The 17,437-nt window shown below is 47.8% G+C and carries 17 protein-coding genes and 1 pseudogene; 13 read left to right on the forward strand and 5 right to left on the reverse strand.

Features of this window, described 5'->3' with window-relative positions:
* Positions 1-9: 9 nt before the first annotated feature.
* From I4W93_RS05005 to ttcA, 7 genes are all read left to right on the forward strand, one after another.
* Positions 10-495, forward strand: coding sequence for a FixH family protein (locus I4W93_RS05005; protein ID WP_205310481.1), 486 nt, complete (start codon positions 10-12; stop codon positions 493-495).
* A gap of 11 nt (positions 496-506) precedes the next feature.
* Complete coding sequence (locus I4W93_RS05010) at positions 507-2,885, forward strand: heavy metal translocating P-type ATPase (RefSeq protein ID WP_205310480.1); 2,379 nt, start codon at positions 507-509, stop codon at positions 2,883-2,885.
* Positions 2,882-3,073 carry a cbb3-type cytochrome oxidase assembly protein CcoS gene (ccoS, locus tag I4W93_RS05015; RefSeq protein WP_205310479.1) on the forward strand — a complete coding sequence of 64 codons (192 nt, stop codon included), beginning with the start codon at positions 2,882-2,884 and terminating at the stop codon, positions 3,071-3,073. Before I4W93_RS05010 ends, ccoS begins: the two co-directional genes overlap by 4 nt.
* Positions 3,070-3,753, forward strand: coding sequence for a sulfite exporter TauE/SafE family protein (locus tag I4W93_RS05020; protein ID WP_205310478.1), 684 nt, complete (start codon positions 3,070-3,072; stop codon positions 3,751-3,753). The genes ccoS and I4W93_RS05020 overlap by 4 nt, the downstream gene beginning before the upstream one ends.
* Before the next feature lie 45 nt (positions 3,754-3,798).
* On the forward strand, positions 3,799-4,512 hold the full coding sequence (fnr, locus tag I4W93_RS05025) for a fumarate/nitrate reduction transcriptional regulator Fnr (RefSeq protein WP_205310477.1): 714 nt from the start codon (positions 3,799-3,801) through the stop codon (positions 4,510-4,512).
* Positions 4,513-4,655: 143 nt separating this feature from the next.
* Positions 4,656-5,588, forward strand: a complete 933-nt coding sequence (gene uspE, locus I4W93_RS05030) for a universal stress protein UspE (RefSeq protein WP_205310476.1) — start codon at positions 4,656-4,658, stop codon at positions 5,586-5,588.
* A gap of 89 nt (positions 5,589-5,677) precedes the next feature.
* The gene (gene ttcA / locus I4W93_RS05035) at positions 5,678-6,616 is read left to right on the forward strand and encodes a tRNA 2-thiocytidine(32) synthetase TtcA (protein ID WP_205310475.1); all 939 of its coding nucleotides are present in this window, start codon (positions 5,678-5,680) and stop codon (positions 6,614-6,616) included.
* A 29-nt stretch (positions 6,617-6,645) separates the two neighbouring features.
* On the opposite strand, the gene I4W93_RS05040 is transcribed toward ttcA, so the two are convergent.
* Both I4W93_RS05040 and I4W93_RS05045 read right to left on the reverse strand, forming a co-directional pair.
* The gene (locus I4W93_RS05040) at positions 6,646-7,293 is read right to left on the reverse strand and encodes a DUF2987 domain-containing protein (RefSeq protein WP_205310474.1); all 648 of its coding nucleotides are present in this window, start codon (positions 7,291-7,293) and stop codon (positions 6,646-6,648) included.
* 1 nt (position 7,294) lies between these two features.
* Entirely contained in the window at positions 7,295-8,158 is an 864-nt protein-coding gene (locus tag I4W93_RS05045) for a glucosaminidase domain-containing protein (protein ID WP_205310473.1), read from the reverse strand.
* Positions 8,159-8,402: 244 nt separating this feature from the next.
* Between I4W93_RS05045 and I4W93_RS05050 the strand changes: the two genes are divergently transcribed.
* A complete protein-coding gene (locus tag I4W93_RS05050) occupies positions 8,403-9,617 on the forward strand; it encodes a pyridoxal phosphate-dependent aminotransferase (RefSeq protein ID WP_205310472.1) in 1,215 nt (404 codons plus the stop codon).
* A gap of 21 nt (positions 9,618-9,638) precedes the next feature.
* Here I4W93_RS05050 and I4W93_RS20425 read toward each other — a convergent pair.
* A pseudogene (locus I4W93_RS20425) lies at positions 9,639-10,628 on the reverse strand (cation diffusion facilitator family transporter).
* Positions 10,629-10,780: 152 nt separating this feature from the next.
* Between I4W93_RS20425 and I4W93_RS05065 the strand changes: the two are divergent.
* Positions 10,781-12,181 (forward strand): alanine/glycine:cation symporter family protein, encoded by a 1,401-nt coding sequence (locus I4W93_RS05065; protein ID WP_224673266.1) that lies wholly within the window; start codon positions 10,781-10,783, stop codon positions 12,179-12,181.
* On the opposite strand, the gene I4W93_RS05070 is transcribed toward I4W93_RS05065, so the two are convergent.
* A complete protein-coding gene (locus tag I4W93_RS05070; RefSeq protein ID WP_205310471.1) occupies positions 12,178-12,486 on the reverse strand; it encodes a YebG family protein in 309 nt (102 codons plus the stop codon). The genes I4W93_RS05065 and I4W93_RS05070 overlap by 4 nt on opposite strands.
* A 173-nt stretch (positions 12,487-12,659) precedes the next feature.
* On the opposite strand from I4W93_RS05070, the gene I4W93_RS05075 reads away from it, so the two are divergent.
* Complete coding sequence (locus tag I4W93_RS05075) at positions 12,660-13,943, forward strand: anti-phage deoxyguanosine triphosphatase (RefSeq protein ID WP_205310470.1); 1,284 nt, start codon at positions 12,660-12,662, stop codon at positions 13,941-13,943.
* A gap of 24 nt (positions 13,944-13,967) precedes the next feature.
* The gene (locus I4W93_RS05080) at positions 13,968-15,011 is read left to right on the forward strand and encodes a patatin-like phospholipase family protein (RefSeq protein ID WP_205310469.1); all 1,044 of its coding nucleotides are present in this window, start codon (positions 13,968-13,970) and stop codon (positions 15,009-15,011) included.
* 89 nt (positions 15,012-15,100) lie between these two features.
* On the opposite strand, the gene I4W93_RS05085 is transcribed toward I4W93_RS05080, so the two are convergent.
* On the reverse strand, positions 15,101-15,844 hold the full coding sequence (locus I4W93_RS05085) for a hypothetical protein (protein ID WP_224673269.1): 744 nt from the start codon (positions 15,842-15,844) through the stop codon (positions 15,101-15,103).
* 131 nt (positions 15,845-15,975) lie between these two features.
* Between I4W93_RS05085 and I4W93_RS05090 the strand changes: the two genes are divergently transcribed.
* Together I4W93_RS05090 and I4W93_RS05095 are read left to right on the forward strand one after the other, a co-directional pair.
* Positions 15,976-16,371, forward strand: coding sequence for an MAPEG family protein (locus I4W93_RS05090; RefSeq protein ID WP_205310468.1), 396 nt, complete (start codon positions 15,976-15,978; stop codon positions 16,369-16,371).
* A 454-nt stretch (positions 16,372-16,825) separates the two neighbouring features.
* Positions 16,826-17,437, forward strand: coding sequence for a CIA30 family protein (locus I4W93_RS05095; protein ID WP_205310467.1), 612 nt, complete (start codon positions 16,826-16,828; stop codon positions 17,435-17,437).

Genomic DNA, 17,437 nt, shown 5'->3' on the forward strand with positions numbered 1-17,437 from the left:
GAGGTAGTTATGCAGCTAGATACAAAACCCTGGTATAAACAGCTTTGGCCATGGATTTTAATTGCTATTCCGGTTGCTACGGCACTTAAAGCGGTGCACACCATAGTGGTGATGCAACAGCATTCGCCAGATTTGGTGGTCGATGACTATTACAAAGCTGGACGCGCCATCAATATGCAGCTGGCAAAATATCGAGAAGCGGCACTGCGCAATTTAGACGCCAGTGTGCTGTTGGCGGGTAATCGTGCAGTAGTACGCTTTGCCGAAAATAGCGTGCTGGAAGGCACTGTGCATCTCGATTTTTACCATCCAACATTAGCTGACCGTGACTTTGCAATAGATGCAGAGCGTAGCGGAGAGTTATTATACGTCGCTACCCTACCGCTTACTCCCACAGGAAAATGGCAGTTGGTGGTTTCTGATGCTTCCAAAGAATGGAAACTGCGTGCCACACTGCAGTTACCAGCCAACAATGAAATTAAGCTGGGTTACTAACAAGGTTAACTGTGAGCACAGAACGTTGTTTTCATTGCAATGAACCCATTCCGGCTGGTATCCAATTTTCGCTGAACTTTGATGGCCAAAGTAGAGCATTCTGCTGTGCTGGCTGTCAGGCCGTTGCTGATACTATTATTAGTGCCAATTTGGCCGACTATTACCGCTTTCGCTCTGAGCCGGCAACTAAAGCCCAGGTGTTGCCCGACGCCATACTAAACGAACTTGATAGTTTTGATGCAGCTGACGTCTTATCCGATGTCAGCATCCGCAATGGCCAGTATACAGAAATAGAATTGTCGATTAGCGGTATAAGTTGTGCTGCTTGTGCCTGGCTTATCGAGAAACAATTACGTCAACTACCTGCTGTGCAGCAGGTGAATGTTAACTCGACCACTCAACGCTGCCATTTAGTGTGGCAGGCCGATGTAACACCGCTTAGTACTGTGCTAAGTAGCCTGGCTAAAATTGGTTATCAGGCTAGCCCCTTTGTTGCTGATCGGGAAGAGCAGCAGTTTAGATCTGAGTTAAACCGTTTTTTAACGCGGTTGGCAGTATCGGGCATAATGACCATGCAAGTTATGATGCTGGCAGTGGCACTCTATTTTGGTGATTACACCGGTATCGAAACGTCACATCAGGGCTATTTGCGCTGGATAAGTTTATTATTATCACTGCCGGTAGTGTTGTATGCGGCCCTGCCTTTTGTCAAAAGTGCCTTGCGGGGAGTTAAAGCCCGACAGCTTAATATGGATGTGCCAGTTAGCCTGGCTATCTACTACACTTTTCTGGCCTCAGCCTATGCTACTGTATTTAATACCGGCGAGGTGTATTTTGAATCGGTGTGCATGTTTACCTTTTTACTGCAGCTCGGGAAATTTTTTGAATATCGCGCCAGAGCGAGAGCGCGTGATGCTACCAGCAACCTGTTAAAAATTATGCCTGCCAGTGCAACCTTGCTGGTCGATGACCAGCAAATTTGTGTGTCGGCCCGGCGTCTTAACGCTGGCGACACCATTTTGATAAAACCGGGCGAAACCATAGCAGCAGACGGTGAAGTTATTGAGGGTAGTAGTTCAGTGGATGAGTCGATGCTCACCGGGGAATATGCTCCGGTAGCCAAAATTATGGGTGCTACGGTGCTGGCTGGCAGCGTTAATCATGATGGCTTGTTGTATATAAAAGTAAATAAGCCTTTGGCTGCATCGCGGTTGGGGCAGATCATTACGCTACAACAACGAACGCTAAGCCAAAAGCCTGCCGTATTAGAAAAAACAGATCGGTTGGCGCGCTTTTTTGTTGAGCGTTTATTACTCATTGCCCTGGTTACCTTTGTCGTGTGGTATTTTTGGCTCGATGCTGAGCGGGCGTTCTGGGTTACCTTGTCAGTGCTGGTAGCAACCTGCCCCTGTGCACTGAGTTTGGCGGCCCCGACTGCAGTAACCTGTGCGCTGGCCAGTTTAAACCGTCGTGGTGTGCTGATTAAAAACTCTGCTGTTCTCGACGTGCTACCAGAACTTAGCTATATCGTGTTTGATAAAACAGGCACGCTCACCGAAGGCCGTTTTTCAGTTACGACGGTAAACCGGTTAAACAATACATACCATCAAAGCCAGATATTAAACCTGATTGCTAATCTGGAAAGTTATTCAGAGCATCCAATTGCTCGCGCATTTGCCCCTTATTTAAGCGATAAACTGGTGCTAACTGAAGTGAATATTAGCGTTGGTGCCGGTATCAGTGCGCGTTGCAATGGTCAATTGATCTGTGTTGGCAGCGCGGCTTTTTGCCGCGTTGTCGAGGGTGATGCTATGGTTTATTTGTGCGTTGATGGCGCGGCAATAGCGAGCGTTAACCTTAGCGATGCTATGCGCCCGGAGGTGCCAACGCTATTAACGTTGTTACGCCAGCGCGGTTACAAGCTGATGATGCTAACCGGTGATAGTTCAGTACAAGCCGATGAATTGCAACAGCAACTTCATTTTGACGTTATGGTAAAAGGCTGTAGTCCGGAACAAAAAGTTAGCGAGATAACCCAGTTGGTCAACGCAGGTCATAAGGTAATGATGTTGGGTGACGGCATCAATGACAGCCCAAGTTTTCATGCCGCCCATGTCTCGGTCACTTTAGAAAGCGGTAGTGATTTGTCTAAAAATCAGGCTGATGTGGTATTGTTGCAGCCCAGTTTACGCTTACTAAGTGATTTGCTACACGGCAGCAACACTGCTCAGCATATTATTAAGCAAAATTTGCGCTGGGCGGTGGCATACAATGTATTAATTATTCCATTAGCCGTCGCGGGATTTGTTTCGCCGTACATCGCTGTACTGGGTATGTCATTCAGCTCGCTGTTGGTAGTGTCTAATTCATTAAGGTTGTTGAAAAAATGAGTGTCATCTATGTATTGATCCCCATCGCTATCTTGTTTGTAATTATTGGCTTGGGTGTTTTTTTTTGGGCGGTACGCGCGCGGCAATTTGATGATCTGGACAAAGAAGGTTTTAGTATCTTGTTTGATGAAAACAACGCTGACAGCAGTAAACAACCGCATGCTCCGCAGGATAAACCACCACAATGAGCAATCTAAGCGCCGATTTAATCGCAGCGCTGTTAATTGGCCTGATTGGCAGCAGCCATTGTGTGGTGATGTGTGGCGGTATTGCCGCGGCGTTGCAATTGGCTATGCCAACTCTCAGCTCTCGTCGTAAGTTGCAACAACAACTGTTGCTTAGTCTGGGTAGGTTAACGACTTATGGGGTGTTTGGTGCTCTGGTAGGTTATTTTGGCGTTAGTGCTATGCAGTTAGCGGGCACGTCGCTAATATGGTTACGTTTACTGGCTGGTATATTGCTATTAATGATGGCGCTGTATATCAGCCGGCTGTGGTTTGGTCTGCTACATCTAGAACGGCTGGGACAAAACCTGTGGCGTAATGTGCAACCTCTGGCCAATAGACTACTACCGCTGGATTCATTCGCCAAAGCATATGGCTATGGTTTATGTTGGGGTGCACTGCCTTGCGGTTTGGTATACAGTACCTTAGGTTGGAGCCTGGCAAGCGGTAGTGCAGCAAGCGGTGCCCTACTTATGCTGGCGTTTGGATTAGGCACTGTGCCGGCGATACTTTTTACCGGCAGCGCTGCCAATAAATTAATAAAATTAAAAAATATGCCTATATTTCGATACGGTACAGCGGTTTTGCTGGCAATATATGCGGGTTACACCATTTGGCTTGCTGTGTGCCGGTTGGTTTTTTAAGCTAGCGTGGTGTGGGTATTTTAGCAAACTGTAAAGGACGTAATTATGCAACGCTCTGCAATAAATTGTCAGGATTGTGGTTTTAGCCAGCTGTGTCTGCCGTTTTCGCTTAGTGATGCAGAAATGATTAAGCTGGACGATATTATTCAGCGTAAAAAACCACTGCACAAAGGCGATATGTTGTTTGAGTCAGGTACTGCGCAAAAGTCATTATTTGCTATTCGTACTGGCTCATTTAAAACCTTTACCCTTACCGACCTGGGCGAGCAGCAGATTACCGGTTTTCATCTACCAGGCGATATTGTCGGTTTTGATGGTTTAAGTAACCAGCTGCACCCTAGTTATGCAGAAGCACTTGAAACGGCCATGGTGTGTGAAATTCCGTTACCCAATCTGGAGGTTCTGCTTGACCAGCTGCCACGGCTTCGGCAACAGATAATGCGCTTGATGAGCCAGGATATTCAAGCAGATCAACAAATGATGTTGCTGCTTAACCGCAAAACAGCAGAACAAAAATTAGCTACGTTTTTGTCGCAACTGGCACAGCGTTATGCCAGCCGGGGTTTTTCAGCGAGCGCGTTTCGACTAACAATGACCCGCAGTGACATTGGTAACTATTTGGGGTTGACGGTAGAAACCATTAGTCGCTTGTTAAGCAAGCTTGATAAAGAACAACTGATCCAGGTTGATGGCAAATTGATCACGATTAAAGATAACACAGCCCTTTCAACACTGGCGGCGTTGACCGCGCATTGTTAAACATTGCACGATAAATTCGCTAGTAACACAGCGACAGACAGCCCCGGAAAAACCGTCCCATCTTTGCGCTGGAGCAAAGCTCTAAGCTGCAATTTAAGCTAAGTTGACTACACTTAAAGCATAAGTTTAGTGTGGAGACGGCCATGACAACCTACAACAATATTTTAGTAGTCCTTGACCCAACCTTGGACCAGCAAAAAGCACTGAACCGTGCCATTGAACTCGCGCGGTTACAAGGCGGCAAATTAACTGCATTTCTATCGGTATACGATTTTTCGTATGAGATGACTACAATGTTGTCCGGCGAAGAGCGCGAATCTATGCGTCAAGCCGTTATTAAAGACCGTGAATTATGGATCAGTGATTACCTGGCTGCACCACGTGCAGGTGGTATTAATATTGACATCAAGGTGGTTTGGCATAATCGGCCATTTGAGGCCATCGTACTGGCTGTTTTAGAGCATAACTACGATTTAGTCATTAAAGGTACTCATGATCATGATGTACTTAAATCGATGATTTTCACCCCAACAGACTGGCATATTCTGCGTAAGTGCCCCTGCCCTGTATTATTGGTCAAAGATCATGATTGGCCTAAAGGTGGCAATATTATCGCTGCGGTTAATGCCGGTAGCGAACAACAGCATCATCTGGAGTTAAACCAGCGCGTGGTCAACAAAGCGCAGCAAATGGCCACTATGCTAAGCGCCCAAACTCATCTGGTTAATGCTTATCCCGGAACACCGGTCAATATCGCCATAGAAATACCAGAGTTTAACCCGCAGGAATACAACAGTACGATGATACATCATCATATTGATGCCGTGGTGAAGCTAGCTGCCCAGTTTGATATGTCCGCACAACATTATCATGTGCAGGAGGGTATGCCAGAAGATGTATTACCGGAATTGGCCAAACAGCTAGATGCAGAAATGGTGGTGATTGGCACCATCGGCCGTACCGGATTATCGGCTGCAATAATTGGTAACACGGCTGAGCATGTTATTGACCGGCTGGATTGTGATGTGTTGGCGGTAAAACCCGCAAATTTTGTTTGCCCGTTGCAGAAAGACTGAGTTTTAACTGATATTTAAACTGCAGCCTGCTTTGGTATTGGCGCACAGTTGGCTATAATGTGCGCCTTTTCATTCGGGTAGTAGTGGTTATGACACACGCAGCGCAAGCAAAAGCACAATATAATCTCAACAAATTGCATAAACGCTTACGCAGAGGCGTAGGCCAGGCAATAGCTGATTTCAATATGATTGAACACGGCGATAAGATTATGGTGTGTCTGTCTGGTGGTAAAGACTCTTATACTATGCTGGATATTCTGCTTAATTTGCAGCAATCTGCCCCCATCAGTTTCAGCATTGTTGCGGTAAATCTGGACCAAAAACAACCCGGCTTTCCTGCCGACGTATTGCCGGCATACTTAAGCCGCATTGGCGTCGATTTTCAAATTGTTACCGAAGACACCTACTCAATTGTGAAAGAAAAGGTCCCTGAAGGTAAAACCACCTGTTCACTGTGCTCACGACTACGCCGGGGTATTTTATACCGCACAGCCAAAGAGTTGGGGGCAACAAAAATAGCCTTAGGCCACCACCGTGATGACATGCTTGAAACACTATTTTTAAATATGTTTTACGGCGGCAAGATGAAATCAATGCCGCCGAAGCTGGTGAGCGACAATGGCGAGCATATCGTTATCCGGCCATTGGCGTATTGCAAAGAAAAAGACATTGAAAAGTACTCAATTGCCCGCGAGTTTCCAATTATCCCGTGCAACCTGTGCGGCTCGCAAGACGGCTTGCAGCGCCAGGTCGTAAAAGAAATGCTGCAAGACTGGGATAAACGCTTTCCAGGTAGAATTGAAACCATGTTTCAGGCCATGCAAAATATCGTACCATCGCACATGATCGACAAAGCACTGTTCGATTTTGCCAGCCTAAATAAAGATACGCCGCTTAGTGAGCGAGACACGGCCTTTGATAAAGAAGCCGTACCTAAGATACCGGTTGGATTTATTACTGATGAAGACACTGCTGAACAAGCGTCATTACAGCACAGCAGCACCATTCAAATTATGGCATTAAGCTAATAGCCGTTGTTAAATGCGTAGCTACGGGCTTAGTTTGCGTTTACATCAATTAGCGGCAGCAAATAGATAGGCCGTTGCTGAAATAGCCAGCGGCTATCTTCTGTAAGTACAGTGTCGAGTCGGATGACACAGCGTTTGCCTTGACAGCTGGTGACTGCAGCTGTAGCACTGCTCAACGGCGGCATAGTTACATCATCAGCGAACTCAACAATGACACCGATGACGTCGGGTAACCAATATTTACTCATGCCGGACATATCATCTAACAGTACGTCAAACTGGCTGCGGTAGTGTTGTAATTGGCTAAGCGTTAACTCAGTTGGTAAACGCATACGTGAACGCAAGCGAAACTGCACCTGACAGCTTGCTGAATTGTCTGCTTGCAGCACCTGCAACACGGCATTGCTGTCTTTGAGGGCTTCGTCGTAAGGCAGGCTGATCTCGCCATTACCGGCCATCTCTAAGCTAAGATCATGCCTGTCGCTTACCAGTTTAAGTTGATAAAACTGGCAAGGTAGCCCGGATTGCTGTTCGGTTAACGCAAAGGCCAGCGTGATGTCGCTGTACTGTGGCTGCTGCAGCTTCTTCATCCGGCCATAAAAGCCGTTGTAGTTCAGTACTAAATCAGCCGACACCGGCGCAGCCAGCAGCAACGCCAGAGGCATCAAATAACGCATATTATTCTTCCAGTAACTTACGGTTAAAGCGGATCATACTGCTTATTTCAGCAATGTAGTCTTCACCACGCTCTGAATACCCGCCCAGCCCCGCAGCCAGACTTTCACCGCGCACCGGCTTACCCTGAGTACGTATATTTGCGCGAATGGTTCTTAGCGTTTCATAGGTATGAAAGGTATTGAGATTATAAAAATAGCTTTTAATACTCGCCGCAGGGTTGTCGAATTTGGCGACCTCATGGTTCTGCCCTTCTAAACGTGAATTCGGGATCAGGCCACAGCCTTCGCGAAAACACCACTGGCCAAAAAAGTTATAGCCTTCTACGGCAAAACGACTGGTCCCCCATGCAGATTCATTCGCCGCTTGCATCAGCACTAAGCTATCCGGGATCACATCGACCCTTAGCAATAATTCTTCCAGCATGGCCTCATCAGTTTCGGCCACTTCCATGCGAAATTCATCGTATAAACTATATAGAAATGCGTACTCTTCCAGTGACATTCTCAGTTTCTTTTGTTTTTTCTCTAAAATGTCTAACAGTTGTTGGCGCAGAGAACGCAAACGGGCATTTTCACGTTTTACATAAGGGCGCAGATAGTTGAAAAAAGCCCGTTTTTTTTCGGTAGTATTTTTGTAATCGTTAAAGTCTGGTAGAGAGACAAAAACTGGTGCCGGTTGGGTATATGCCAGGCGCTGCAGTACTTTTTTCTTATCCGCAGCGGTTAACGCTTCAAGCCTACTGGGCTTTTGCCACTCATCTAACGAATCCAGTTGTTTTACCGGTTCAAGCTCAAGGAATGGGCTTAGTGCTGCCATTACAATTGATGACCAGACAGTAAAAAGCGTAATTTTTTTCAGTAACATCTATCACCTGTAAGCTACCTGTTTCACCCAGCTTATTTGCCAGGTCGGTAACCTGTTTGCTACACCAAGACGGGGGCATTTTACCTGCATCAACGCTTTTATACGATTAAAAACTGCTTTAACGGCTTTTTTTGCATAAAAGCCGGCTGTAACCATTGCAAAGGCGCAGCCGTTATGTGAAAACATAGGGCCACAGCAATGTAGCTGTCTGGACGGTTAAAACGGAGAGATTAAGGTCGTTGTTATGAAACCCATCGAGCGCTCAACAAAGTTAGACGGTGTCTGTTATGACATCCGCGGCCCTGTCGCCCAAGAAGCCAAACGCATGGAAGAAGAAGGTCATCGTATTCTTAAACTGAATATCGGTAACCCTGCGCCGTTTGGTTTTGAAGCACCAGACGAAATTCTCAAGCACGTTATTCATCACCTGCCCACAGCCCAGGGCTATTCAGACTCGCAAGGCATTTATTCTGCCAGGGTTGCCGTGGCGCAGTATTATCAGCAGCGTGGCATCTTAGGTGCTGACGCTGACGATGTTTACATTGGTAATGGTGTATCTGAGCTGATTTTGATGTCGCTGCAGGCGCTGTTAAACAATGGTGATGAGGTGTTGGTGCCCTCCCCTGATTATCCGCTGTGGACAGCGGCAGTCAATTTAGCCGGTGGCAAAGCTTTGCATTACCGTTGTGATGAGCAACAAGACTGGTATCCGGATCTGGCCGATATTAAAGCCAAAATCAGTAAAAAAACCAAAGCGATAGTGCTGATTAATCCGAATAACCCGACAGGCGCTGTGTACGACAAAGCGTTTTTGATGGAGTTGTTAAAAATTGCCCGCGAACACCGTTTAGTGGTGTTAAGCGATGAAATATACGACAAAGTGCTGTACGACGGTACCGAGCATGTCAGCACCGCCTCTTTGGCAGACGATTTAATTATGCTGACCTTTGGTGGCTTGTCGAAGAATTACCGCATTGCAGGCTTTCGCGTTGGCTGGCTGTTTATCTCTGGCGCCAAGCACCTGGCCCGACACTACATTGAAGGTTTAAACGTATTGGCCTCAATGCGACTGTGTGCCAATGTGCCCTGCCAACATGCGGTACAAACAGCACTGGGTGGTTATCAGAGCATTAACGAATTAGTGGTACCGGGTGGTCGTCTTTACGAGCAAATGGATTTAGCCCATAAACTGGTCACGCAAATTGATGGTATCAGTTGCATGCGGCCCAAAGGTGCTATGTATTTATTCCCGAAAATTGACCGAAAAAAAATCCGCATTAAAGATGATGAGTTGTTTGTACTGGACTTTTTACGACAACATAAAGTGCTACTGGTGCATGGCCGCGCTTTTAACTGGCCTGAGCCGGATCACTTTCGTATCGTGTTCTTGCCCCACAAAGAGCAGCTAGAGTCCGCTATCGGCAAATTGGCGCAGTTTTTACCCGGCTACAGCCAATAACTGCAACACAGCAAAGCCTGTCTAGTGGCTATCTCGACAGGCTTCTCCACTTACTTCAAACTCCACCGTTGTATGGCTTAATTTATAAGGGCCTAACAATGTTGCGATCTGCTTTTTGTACGCCAACTGCTCGTTAAAATTGGCCGGTGTGGCTATTTCAAGATGCATGGTTAATACGTGCTGCTCGCCATCGAGTGACCACAGATGCAGATGGTGAATACCTTTAACAAAATCCAGCTCGGCCAGCTGCACTCTGATTTGTTGCTGTAACGCAGGATCAGGTGTTACTTGTAAAAACAGTGCTAGTGTTTGCCGTAGGCTTTTTAGTACGTTGACTACTATAAACAGCGTAAAAGCGATACATAACACCGGGTCGAGCCAGGCCCAGCCGGTAAAATGCATCAGAATAGCGCCTAGTAACACCGCCACCCAGCCCAACACATCTTCTAGTAGATGCTAGCTCAGCACTTTTTCGTTCTGCGTTTTACCGCCTCGTAAGCGCAGCACCGCAGCACCGTTTACTGCAATGCCGAGCAAAGCCAGTGCGAACATACCGCTGGTGTGCGGCAATTGTGGCTGCCATAAACGCGGTATGGCTTCAGACAACACCCAGGTCGACCCCAGCAATAAAATCAGCCCACTGATTAATGCACTTAGCAACGACCAGCGCCGATAACCATAACTATAGCGCGCCGTCGGCTTCCTGCCCGCTACTTTACTGGCTATCCAGGCAAAGCCAATTGCCAGACTATCGCCTAAATCATGAATGGCATCGGCAATAATGGCTACGCTGTTGGTGAGTATACCGCCAACAATCTCGACCCAGGCAAAACCAAAGTTAAGCCAGAAAGCCAGCGCTATATTGCTGCTTTCACTGTGATGCTGATGCCCATGATGGTGATGACTGTGATGACTGTGATGACTGTTAGTATGAGTATGCCGGCCATGTTGCGGCTCCGAGCCATGCTGTTGCGCGGCATCTTGCTGTTTATGTTGATGTGGCGCTGTCATAAGTCAGTATTCCATATTTGCTGATAACAGCATAAGAGTTATTCGAGCAAGCGACAATCAACGTCGGCTGTTTTCGCTGAACTTCTTGTTTCTATTGTCATAACACAGTAGTCTTGCTGCTAATTAAATGGCCGTCCATACCGCTGATGTAAATGATGAATGATACGTTTTCGTTGCAACTGGCTTTTGAGAGCCTGACTACACAGCTAGCCGCTGTGGTGTTTTACGCCTTTGATATTAACGGCGTAACTATACCTTTGGTGCTTATTTGGCTTATTAGTGGTGCGCTGGTATTCACCGGTTACTTGGGTTTTATTAACGTGCGTGGTTTTGGCCATGCCATAAGCTTGTTACGCGGTAATAAACGCAGCGGAGCCAAGGGGGAAATTACGCCGTTCCAAGCCTTGAGTACAGCCTTGTCAGGTACCGTTGGTACGGGCAATATTGCCGGGGTGGCCGTGGCTATAAGCTTAGGTGGCCCGGGAGCTACCTTTTGGATGATTATTGCCGGCGTGCTTGGCATGTCAACCAAGTTTGTCGAATGTACCCTGGCCGTAAAATACCGCCAACTCAATGCCGACGGCACCGTATCTGGCGGGCCGATGTACTACATAAAAGCCGCGCTGGATAAATTTAACCTGCCGTTGCTTGGTACTGTGCTAGCGATGGCGTTTTCAGTGTTTGTTATATTTGGATCAGCCGGTTTTGTGCATGTTAATCAGGGCTTTGTGCAGGTGCAAAGTGTTACCGGTTTTGATAACGCTTGGGTTTTTGGCGCAATTTATGCCTTGTTGGTTGGCGCGGTAATTATTGGTGGTTTAAAAAGTATTGCCCGGGTAACCAGTAAGTTGGTGCCACTGATGTGCGGTATTTACCTGCTTGCCTCGTTGTTGGTAATAGCCAACCATTTTAGCGCTATACCCGCGGCACTGTGGTTAATCGTGCAAGGCGCATTTACACCAGAAGCCGGATATGGTGGCTTTATTGGTGTTCTTATTCAGGGTTTTCGTCGTGCCGCCTATTCTAATGAGGCGGGCATTGGCTCTTCTCCTATTGCCCATGCTGCAGCGCAGGTAAAAGACCCGGTTAGTCAGGGTTTTGTTGGCCTGTTAGAGCCCTTTATTGATACGGTGGTTATTTGCACCATTACGGCACTGGTGATCATTTTAACCGGCGCTTATCAAACCCCCGGCTTGGATGGTGTGCAAATTACCTCTGGTGCTTTTGCGTCAGTATTTAGCTGGTTTCCATGGGTGCTGATGGTTGCGTTATTGCTGTTTGGTTTTTCTACGGTAATCAGCTGGTCGTATTATGGTTTAACCGGTTGGCGCTATCTGGTTGGCCAAAACCCGCGTTTTACACAGCTTTATAAAGTGTTTTTTTGTTTAATCGTGTCAATTGGCGCAGTACCCAATGTCATGGCTGTGTTTGATTTTATTGATTCGATGATCTTTTTAATGGCTGTACCGAACATATTGGCGCTTTATCTGCTTTTACCGGAAGTAAAAGCAGACCTTAACAACTATTGGCAACAAAGACAGCAGGCTAATTAAGCCGCCTGCTCTACCGCTGCTATTTTTGCTTTTGAAGGTTTATCTGGCACTGTGCTTTTTTCTGGTTTGGCTGCGGCCTTTTTAGCCCCTAAGGCTACCAGCAAGTCGTCCTTATGCTGTGCCAGATATAACGCCAACGCTTCGGTTTGCGTTTCGTCAGTTATCAGGTTAGTGCCTGCTAAAAAACGGGACAGCTCATCGGCTGTATCGAGCATTTTGTCATAGGCGTCAGCCTCGGCCTTAGAGGTAAAAGTCATCTTTTCAGCTCCGTTACGTTCTACTACATACTTGATAATCACAGCCATGGTGGTTCCCCCTGATTAAGTTACTGTTATTTTATACAGTATAAGAACGGTGCTGTCTAACCTTTTTATTGTCGACGTTGTGTACTCGAAGTTTGCGGCCATTTAACGTACTATAAGCCTACGTTATACCACAGCATTACTGTTAGTACTGGGCTGAATTAACAAGGAATATCATGCCATCTTCTGTTTGGTCTGAGCGTCACTCCGGCGCCGCTAGTACAAGACCCGGTGATCAACGTTCTCCGTGGCAGCGCGATCGGGCGCGCATTCTACACTCCGCTGCATTTCGGCGTTTGCAGGCTAAAACTCAAATCCTCGGCATTGGCCAGAATGACTTCTACCGTACCCGGCTGACGCATTCGCTGGAAGCTGCTCAGATTGGCACCGGTTTAGTTAGCCAATTGCGCAGCAAGGTACAGGGCGAGTTGCTGGACATGCTGCCGCAAGATGCCCTGATGGAAGCACTGTGTCTGGCACACGATATAGGCCACCCACCGTTTGGCCATGGTGGTGAAACCGCGCTGAACTACAAAATGCTGCACGCCGGTGGTTTTGAAGGAAACGGCCAAACGCTGCGGATTGTCGCCAAGCTTGAGCCTTATACCCAGCAACACGGTATGGATTTGTCTCGGCGTACCCTGTTGGGCTTACTAAAATATCCGGTGTTACAGCCAGATTTACAGCACGAACAGCTAATGGCACAAAACCCACTAAATTTGACGCCGTGGAAACCCGCGAAAGCCATTTTCGCAGCTGATGCAGATATTCTTAGCTGGATATTGGCACCGTTAAATAGCGCAGATCGCAGCCTGTTTCAAAGCACCGAGCATTTGGCCGCATCGCCCTATCTTAAGTCACGCTATAAATCGCTTGATGCCTCTATTATGGAATTGGCCGATGATATTGCCTACGGCGTACACGACCTTGAGGATGCCATCGTGCTGGGTAATATAAGCGAAGCACAGTGGATGCAGTACAGCGACTGGAGTACGTTGCCAGCAGATTTTCAGCAACAAATGCAGCGTATCGGCACGGCGCTGTTTAGCAATCAACATCATTTGCGTAAGGATGCAATAGGCTCGCTGGTTAACTTGCTAATAAGCTCGGTAACACTGGCCGAGGTGCTGCCACAGGCAGTAGAGCCGCTTATACGTTATAACGCGTTACTGGCCGATGCGCCGCAAGCTATTTTGCATTGCCTAAAACAGCTGGTGTACCGCTGTGTTATTTCTAGGCCAGACATTCAACAGTCGCGCTTTCGCTGTCAAAACATGTTGATGGCACTGTTCGATGCGTTTAGCTCCGATCCTTCCCGCTTGCTACCGGCCAATACCCAACAACGCTGGCAACTGGCTGCCGATGAACTTAAAACGCGGGTAATTTGTGACTATATCTCCGGCATGACCGACGATTACGCTGAGCATATGTATCGCCGGCTGTATGCCAGCGCTGTGTAATAAAGACATGAGCACAGCTACAATATGACCAAGCCAATACTACGCTTGCTCGCCGGCCCAACGGCAATGGCCCGTATAAAACAGCATGGTCTTAATCAAGCCGACTTTAGCGTTATGGTGGGCGCCAGCGGCGGGCCGAAGTGGTTCTGTTTGTTTGGTCTGGATCAATATCTGTTTGCCGACTTTTTTAGCCAACGCACAACAGCGCTGCATTTGCTCGGCAGCTCGGCCGGTGCCTGGCGTTTTGCTTGTTTTGCACAGGCCGATCCGGTCGCGGCGTCTAAGCGGTTTTGCCATGCATACAGCCATGTTCGCTACCCCAAAGGGGCGGATACCGCGCTTATCAGCCAGATTTCAGCCGCTATTATTGACGATGTGTTTCCAACTGACACCGAGCTGCAGCAAGTTCTGGACAACCGGTTTATTAAGCTGAATCTGGTGGTGGCCAAAGCACGGCGTATTTCATCTGCACGGCATAAATTACTGCAAGCAGGTGTGCTGACGCTGGCGGCGGGCGCTAATTTGCTGAACCGTAAACATCTGCAACATTTTTTTCAGCGTGTGCTATTTCATGCACCAGGCGAGATATCGCCGTTTCACCATGCCGGTGCTTTACCCACTGCGCATGTTGAGTTAACTCTGGCTAATCTGCGCCAGGCCGTGCTGGCCAGCGGCGCTATTCCGATGGTGTTAAACCCGGTAGAAAATATTGCCGGCGCCGGTGCAGGCCTGTATTACGATGGTGGCGTTACCGATTACCACTTTGACCTGCCTTTTACTGAGCAGGGTCTGGTGCTGTATCCACACTTCTACCCGACTCTTACGCCAGGCTGGTTTGATAAAGCCCTGACATGGCGCAAAACCAATCCGGCTTATTTGCACAACGTGGTACTGCTGTGTCCCAGCGAGCAGTGGGTGCGGTCGTTACCTTTTGGCAAAATACCTGATCGCACGGATTTTAAATTGCCCGATGCCATTCGAATTAATTACTGGCAGCAGGTTATAAGGCGCTCGCACGATCTGGCAGAAGCTTTAAAACAAGGTAATTTCCAAATCGAAGCGCTGTAACTCTACCGCGCGTCTCGCTGCACTGATGGCCGACTTTCACTTAAGTAACTAAACCGCAGCGCCACCTAACCGGCGCTGCGGTTTAGCCGTTAAGGCTTAAGCTCGGTAATGCTAAAGTGGCTTGGTGTTATACTTAGCTTAACGTTAAATGCACTGCCGTTATCTTTTAGCCCATCCAGATACTGCCAGTAGCCCTGGGTATGTTCATCCTGGCTAAAGCGCAGGGTAAAACCCGGCCCCTCGCTCTGCATCAAATAACTAACCACCTCTATTGTGCCTTTGTTGTCGACTAAATCAAAGGTTAGCATATCTTTTAATCGCGTATTGCGACTAAACACTCCAGAGACGACCGGTTTAGCAATATTCAGATATTCACTGCCGACGGTAGCCAATTTGTCAGGCTGCGCCGAGAATTGGCGTGAACTGACATGGTACTTATCGCCGCCCTGCAAAATGCTGATGCGGACATTGTCAATCTGATAACCGTGCGGGTTATCCGACCGCACAGCTTGGGACACGTCAACCAGCGTAACAGCACCGTAACCGATGGCTTGCACATCACCGCTTTTGGCGTCATACACCAGGGCGGCATCTTCATCAATGCCAAAGCCAAGCGGAAAATCGGCTTGGTGTTTTTCCGTGGCAACAATCAGCCGGCCAAAGCGGGCTTTGCGATCAAAGTGCTGATCGATAATGCCATGAGCAAAAAGGCCTAAACCACGGCTTAACATTAGTGGGCCGTTTTCCTGATCCTGTATACCGCTATAGCTGCCAGTCAGGCCTTGTGTTAACGCGCCCCAGGAATCGCCTGCCGCAATCATCACCTCACTCATTATTGCCGCGCCGGCACTGGTACTAGATTTGTGAATGTCGTGGCAGCTTGAAACGGAGACCGTTTTGCAGTTTTAACTAGCGCTGTGGCACTATAGTGCATTGATCAAATCATCAATATTCAGGAGTATTTATGCTGTCTGCGTTACTGCTTAGTTTATTTGTCGCCATGCTGCTGCCATTTTTGGCCAAAGCGCCACTGGCGTTTGCTATGCAAAAATCCGGCGGTTACGACAACCACAATCCGCGTGCGCAGCAAGCCACACTAACCGGCTTTGGCCAGCGCTCCAAAGCGGCGCACTACAATAGCTTTGAAGCGCTATTAATATATGCCTGTGCCGTGTTTAGTGCAGTTGGTTTGAATGCGGTAGATGAAACTACCGTAACGTTAGGCTGGGTATTTATCGTCAGTCGTGTGGCATATTTGGTGTGCTACTGGTTAGACTACGCCACCACCCGTTCGCTAATGTGGCTTGTCGGTATGGTGGCAGCGTTTGTAATGGCAGGACGGGCGGTGTTGGTGGCTTAGCACAGCAAAGTATATTGAACACCCGCTATAACAGTCGTCATTGTGCTCATTGAGCAATATTGGAGAAATCGCATCCGGATTAAATAAATGGCCGAAGGCCAAGCAGCGAGCATCGACCGGAGGAAGACGCACAGCGGGAGCCAAACCCGCTTTTGGTAGCACCTATCATTTTTGCGCAAACCTGCCACCGTTCAATCCGCCGCCCGTTCGCGCCCTGGCGAAGCCAAGCATTGGCTCGCTTTAGCGTTCCGCGCTTTGCGCATTTCTATTGCGCCGTCTGCGGCGCTGCGAATTTTGCCCCTGGACGTCTCCGACCGCCGCATGGCGGCTGGCTAACGGGCTGCATTACACCTTGCTGTAGCATAACTTTGTCATAGTGTTTTTTAAAGTACGTGCGTCTGTGCATCTTCCGCGGGATTAAATGTGTGTTCTATATATAATGCGGATCTTATGTATGAAGATCAGTTTCAGCCGGTTTTTGTTACTAACAGCACTGTTCTGGTCTGATGTTATATCAGGCAAAATCATTGCCGCAGAGCCTGAAACTAACAGGGTAATGACAATGAATGAAACTGTTCAGTTTGATTTTACGGATAGCAGCCAGTTTGAACGAATTATGTTGGTTCATGATACGGTTATGGGCGGCCACTCTAATGGTTACGTCAGGCAACAGGCAAACACACTGCTATTCAGCGGTAACTTATCGCTGGCGAATAATGGCGGTTTTGCATCGGTCGAATTTAAATTATTACGCCCGCTGGCGTCTGCTACTATTGAGCGGCTTGTCCTGAATGTCACGGCAGATGACCGACGCTATCAACTGCGATTGAAAACAGCCTTCCTGCCACAAGGTGTGGCTTATGTTGCTGAATTTACGCCAAAAACGCATAAGCATGACTATGCCTTTACTCTGCAAGATTTTACCGGCAGATATCGCGGTCGAACGATGCCCAATTTTCCAACGCTCAACTTTGCCGATGTAACTCATGTTGGCATTATGCTGGCAGATAAAACCGCAGGGCCTTTTCGAATAGCACTACATTCACTTAGTGTTGGCACCAAATAA

This window comes from Rheinheimera maricola, from assembly GCF_016918075.2.
Lineage (GTDB): Bacteria > Pseudomonadota > Gammaproteobacteria > Enterobacterales > Alteromonadaceae > Alishewanella > Alishewanella maricola_A.

What these genes read in the sequence shown, in the direction of transcription:
- I4W93_RS05005 (WP_205310481.1), top strand. Translation starts at nt 10, where the DNA reads ATGCAGCTAGATACAAAACCCTGGTATAAACAGCTTTGGCCATGGATT.
- ccoS (WP_205310479.1), top strand. Translation starts at nt 2,882, where the DNA reads ATGAGTGTCATCTATGTATTGATCCCCATCGCTATCTTGTTTGTAATT.
- I4W93_RS05020 (WP_205310478.1), top strand. Translation starts at nt 3,070, where the DNA reads ATGAGCAATCTAAGCGCCGATTTAATCGCAGCGCTGTTAATTGGCCTG.
- fnr (WP_205310477.1), top strand. Translation starts at nt 3,799, where the DNA reads ATGCAACGCTCTGCAATAAATTGTCAGGATTGTGGTTTTAGCCAGCTG.
- uspE (WP_205310476.1), top strand. Translation starts at nt 4,656, where the DNA reads ATGACAACCTACAACAATATTTTAGTAGTCCTTGACCCAACCTTGGAC.
- ttcA (WP_205310475.1), top strand. Translation starts at nt 5,678, where the DNA reads ATGACACACGCAGCGCAAGCAAAAGCACAATATAATCTCAACAAATTG.
- I4W93_RS05040 (WP_205310474.1), bottom strand. Translation starts at nt 7,293, where the DNA reads ATGCGTTATTTGATGCCTCTGGCGTTGCTGCTGGCTGCGCCGGTGTCG.
- I4W93_RS05045 (WP_205310473.1), bottom strand. Translation starts at nt 8,158, where the DNA reads ATGTTACTGAAAAAAATTACGCTTTTTACTGTCTGGTCATCAATTGTA.
- I4W93_RS05050 (WP_205310472.1), top strand. Translation starts at nt 8,403, where the DNA reads ATGAAACCCATCGAGCGCTCAACAAAGTTAGACGGTGTCTGTTATGAC.
- I4W93_RS05065 (WP_224673266.1), top strand. Translation starts at nt 10,781, where the DNA reads ATGATGAATGATACGTTTTCGTTGCAACTGGCTTTTGAGAGCCTGACT.
- I4W93_RS05070 (WP_205310471.1), bottom strand. Translation starts at nt 12,486, where the DNA reads ATGGCTGTGATTATCAAGTATGTAGTAGAACGTAACGGAGCTGAAAAG.
- I4W93_RS05075 (WP_205310470.1), top strand. Translation starts at nt 12,660, where the DNA reads ATGCCATCTTCTGTTTGGTCTGAGCGTCACTCCGGCGCCGCTAGTACA.
- I4W93_RS05080 (WP_205310469.1), top strand. Translation starts at nt 13,968, where the DNA reads ATGACCAAGCCAATACTACGCTTGCTCGCCGGCCCAACGGCAATGGCC.
- I4W93_RS05085 (WP_224673269.1), bottom strand. Translation starts at nt 15,844, where the DNA reads ATGAGTGAGGTGATGATTGCGGCAGGCGATTCCTGGGGCGCGTTAACA.
- I4W93_RS05090 (WP_205310468.1), top strand. Translation starts at nt 15,976, where the DNA reads ATGCTGTCTGCGTTACTGCTTAGTTTATTTGTCGCCATGCTGCTGCCA.
- I4W93_RS05095 (WP_205310467.1), top strand. Translation starts at nt 16,826, where the DNA reads ATGAAGATCAGTTTCAGCCGGTTTTTGTTACTAACAGCACTGTTCTGG.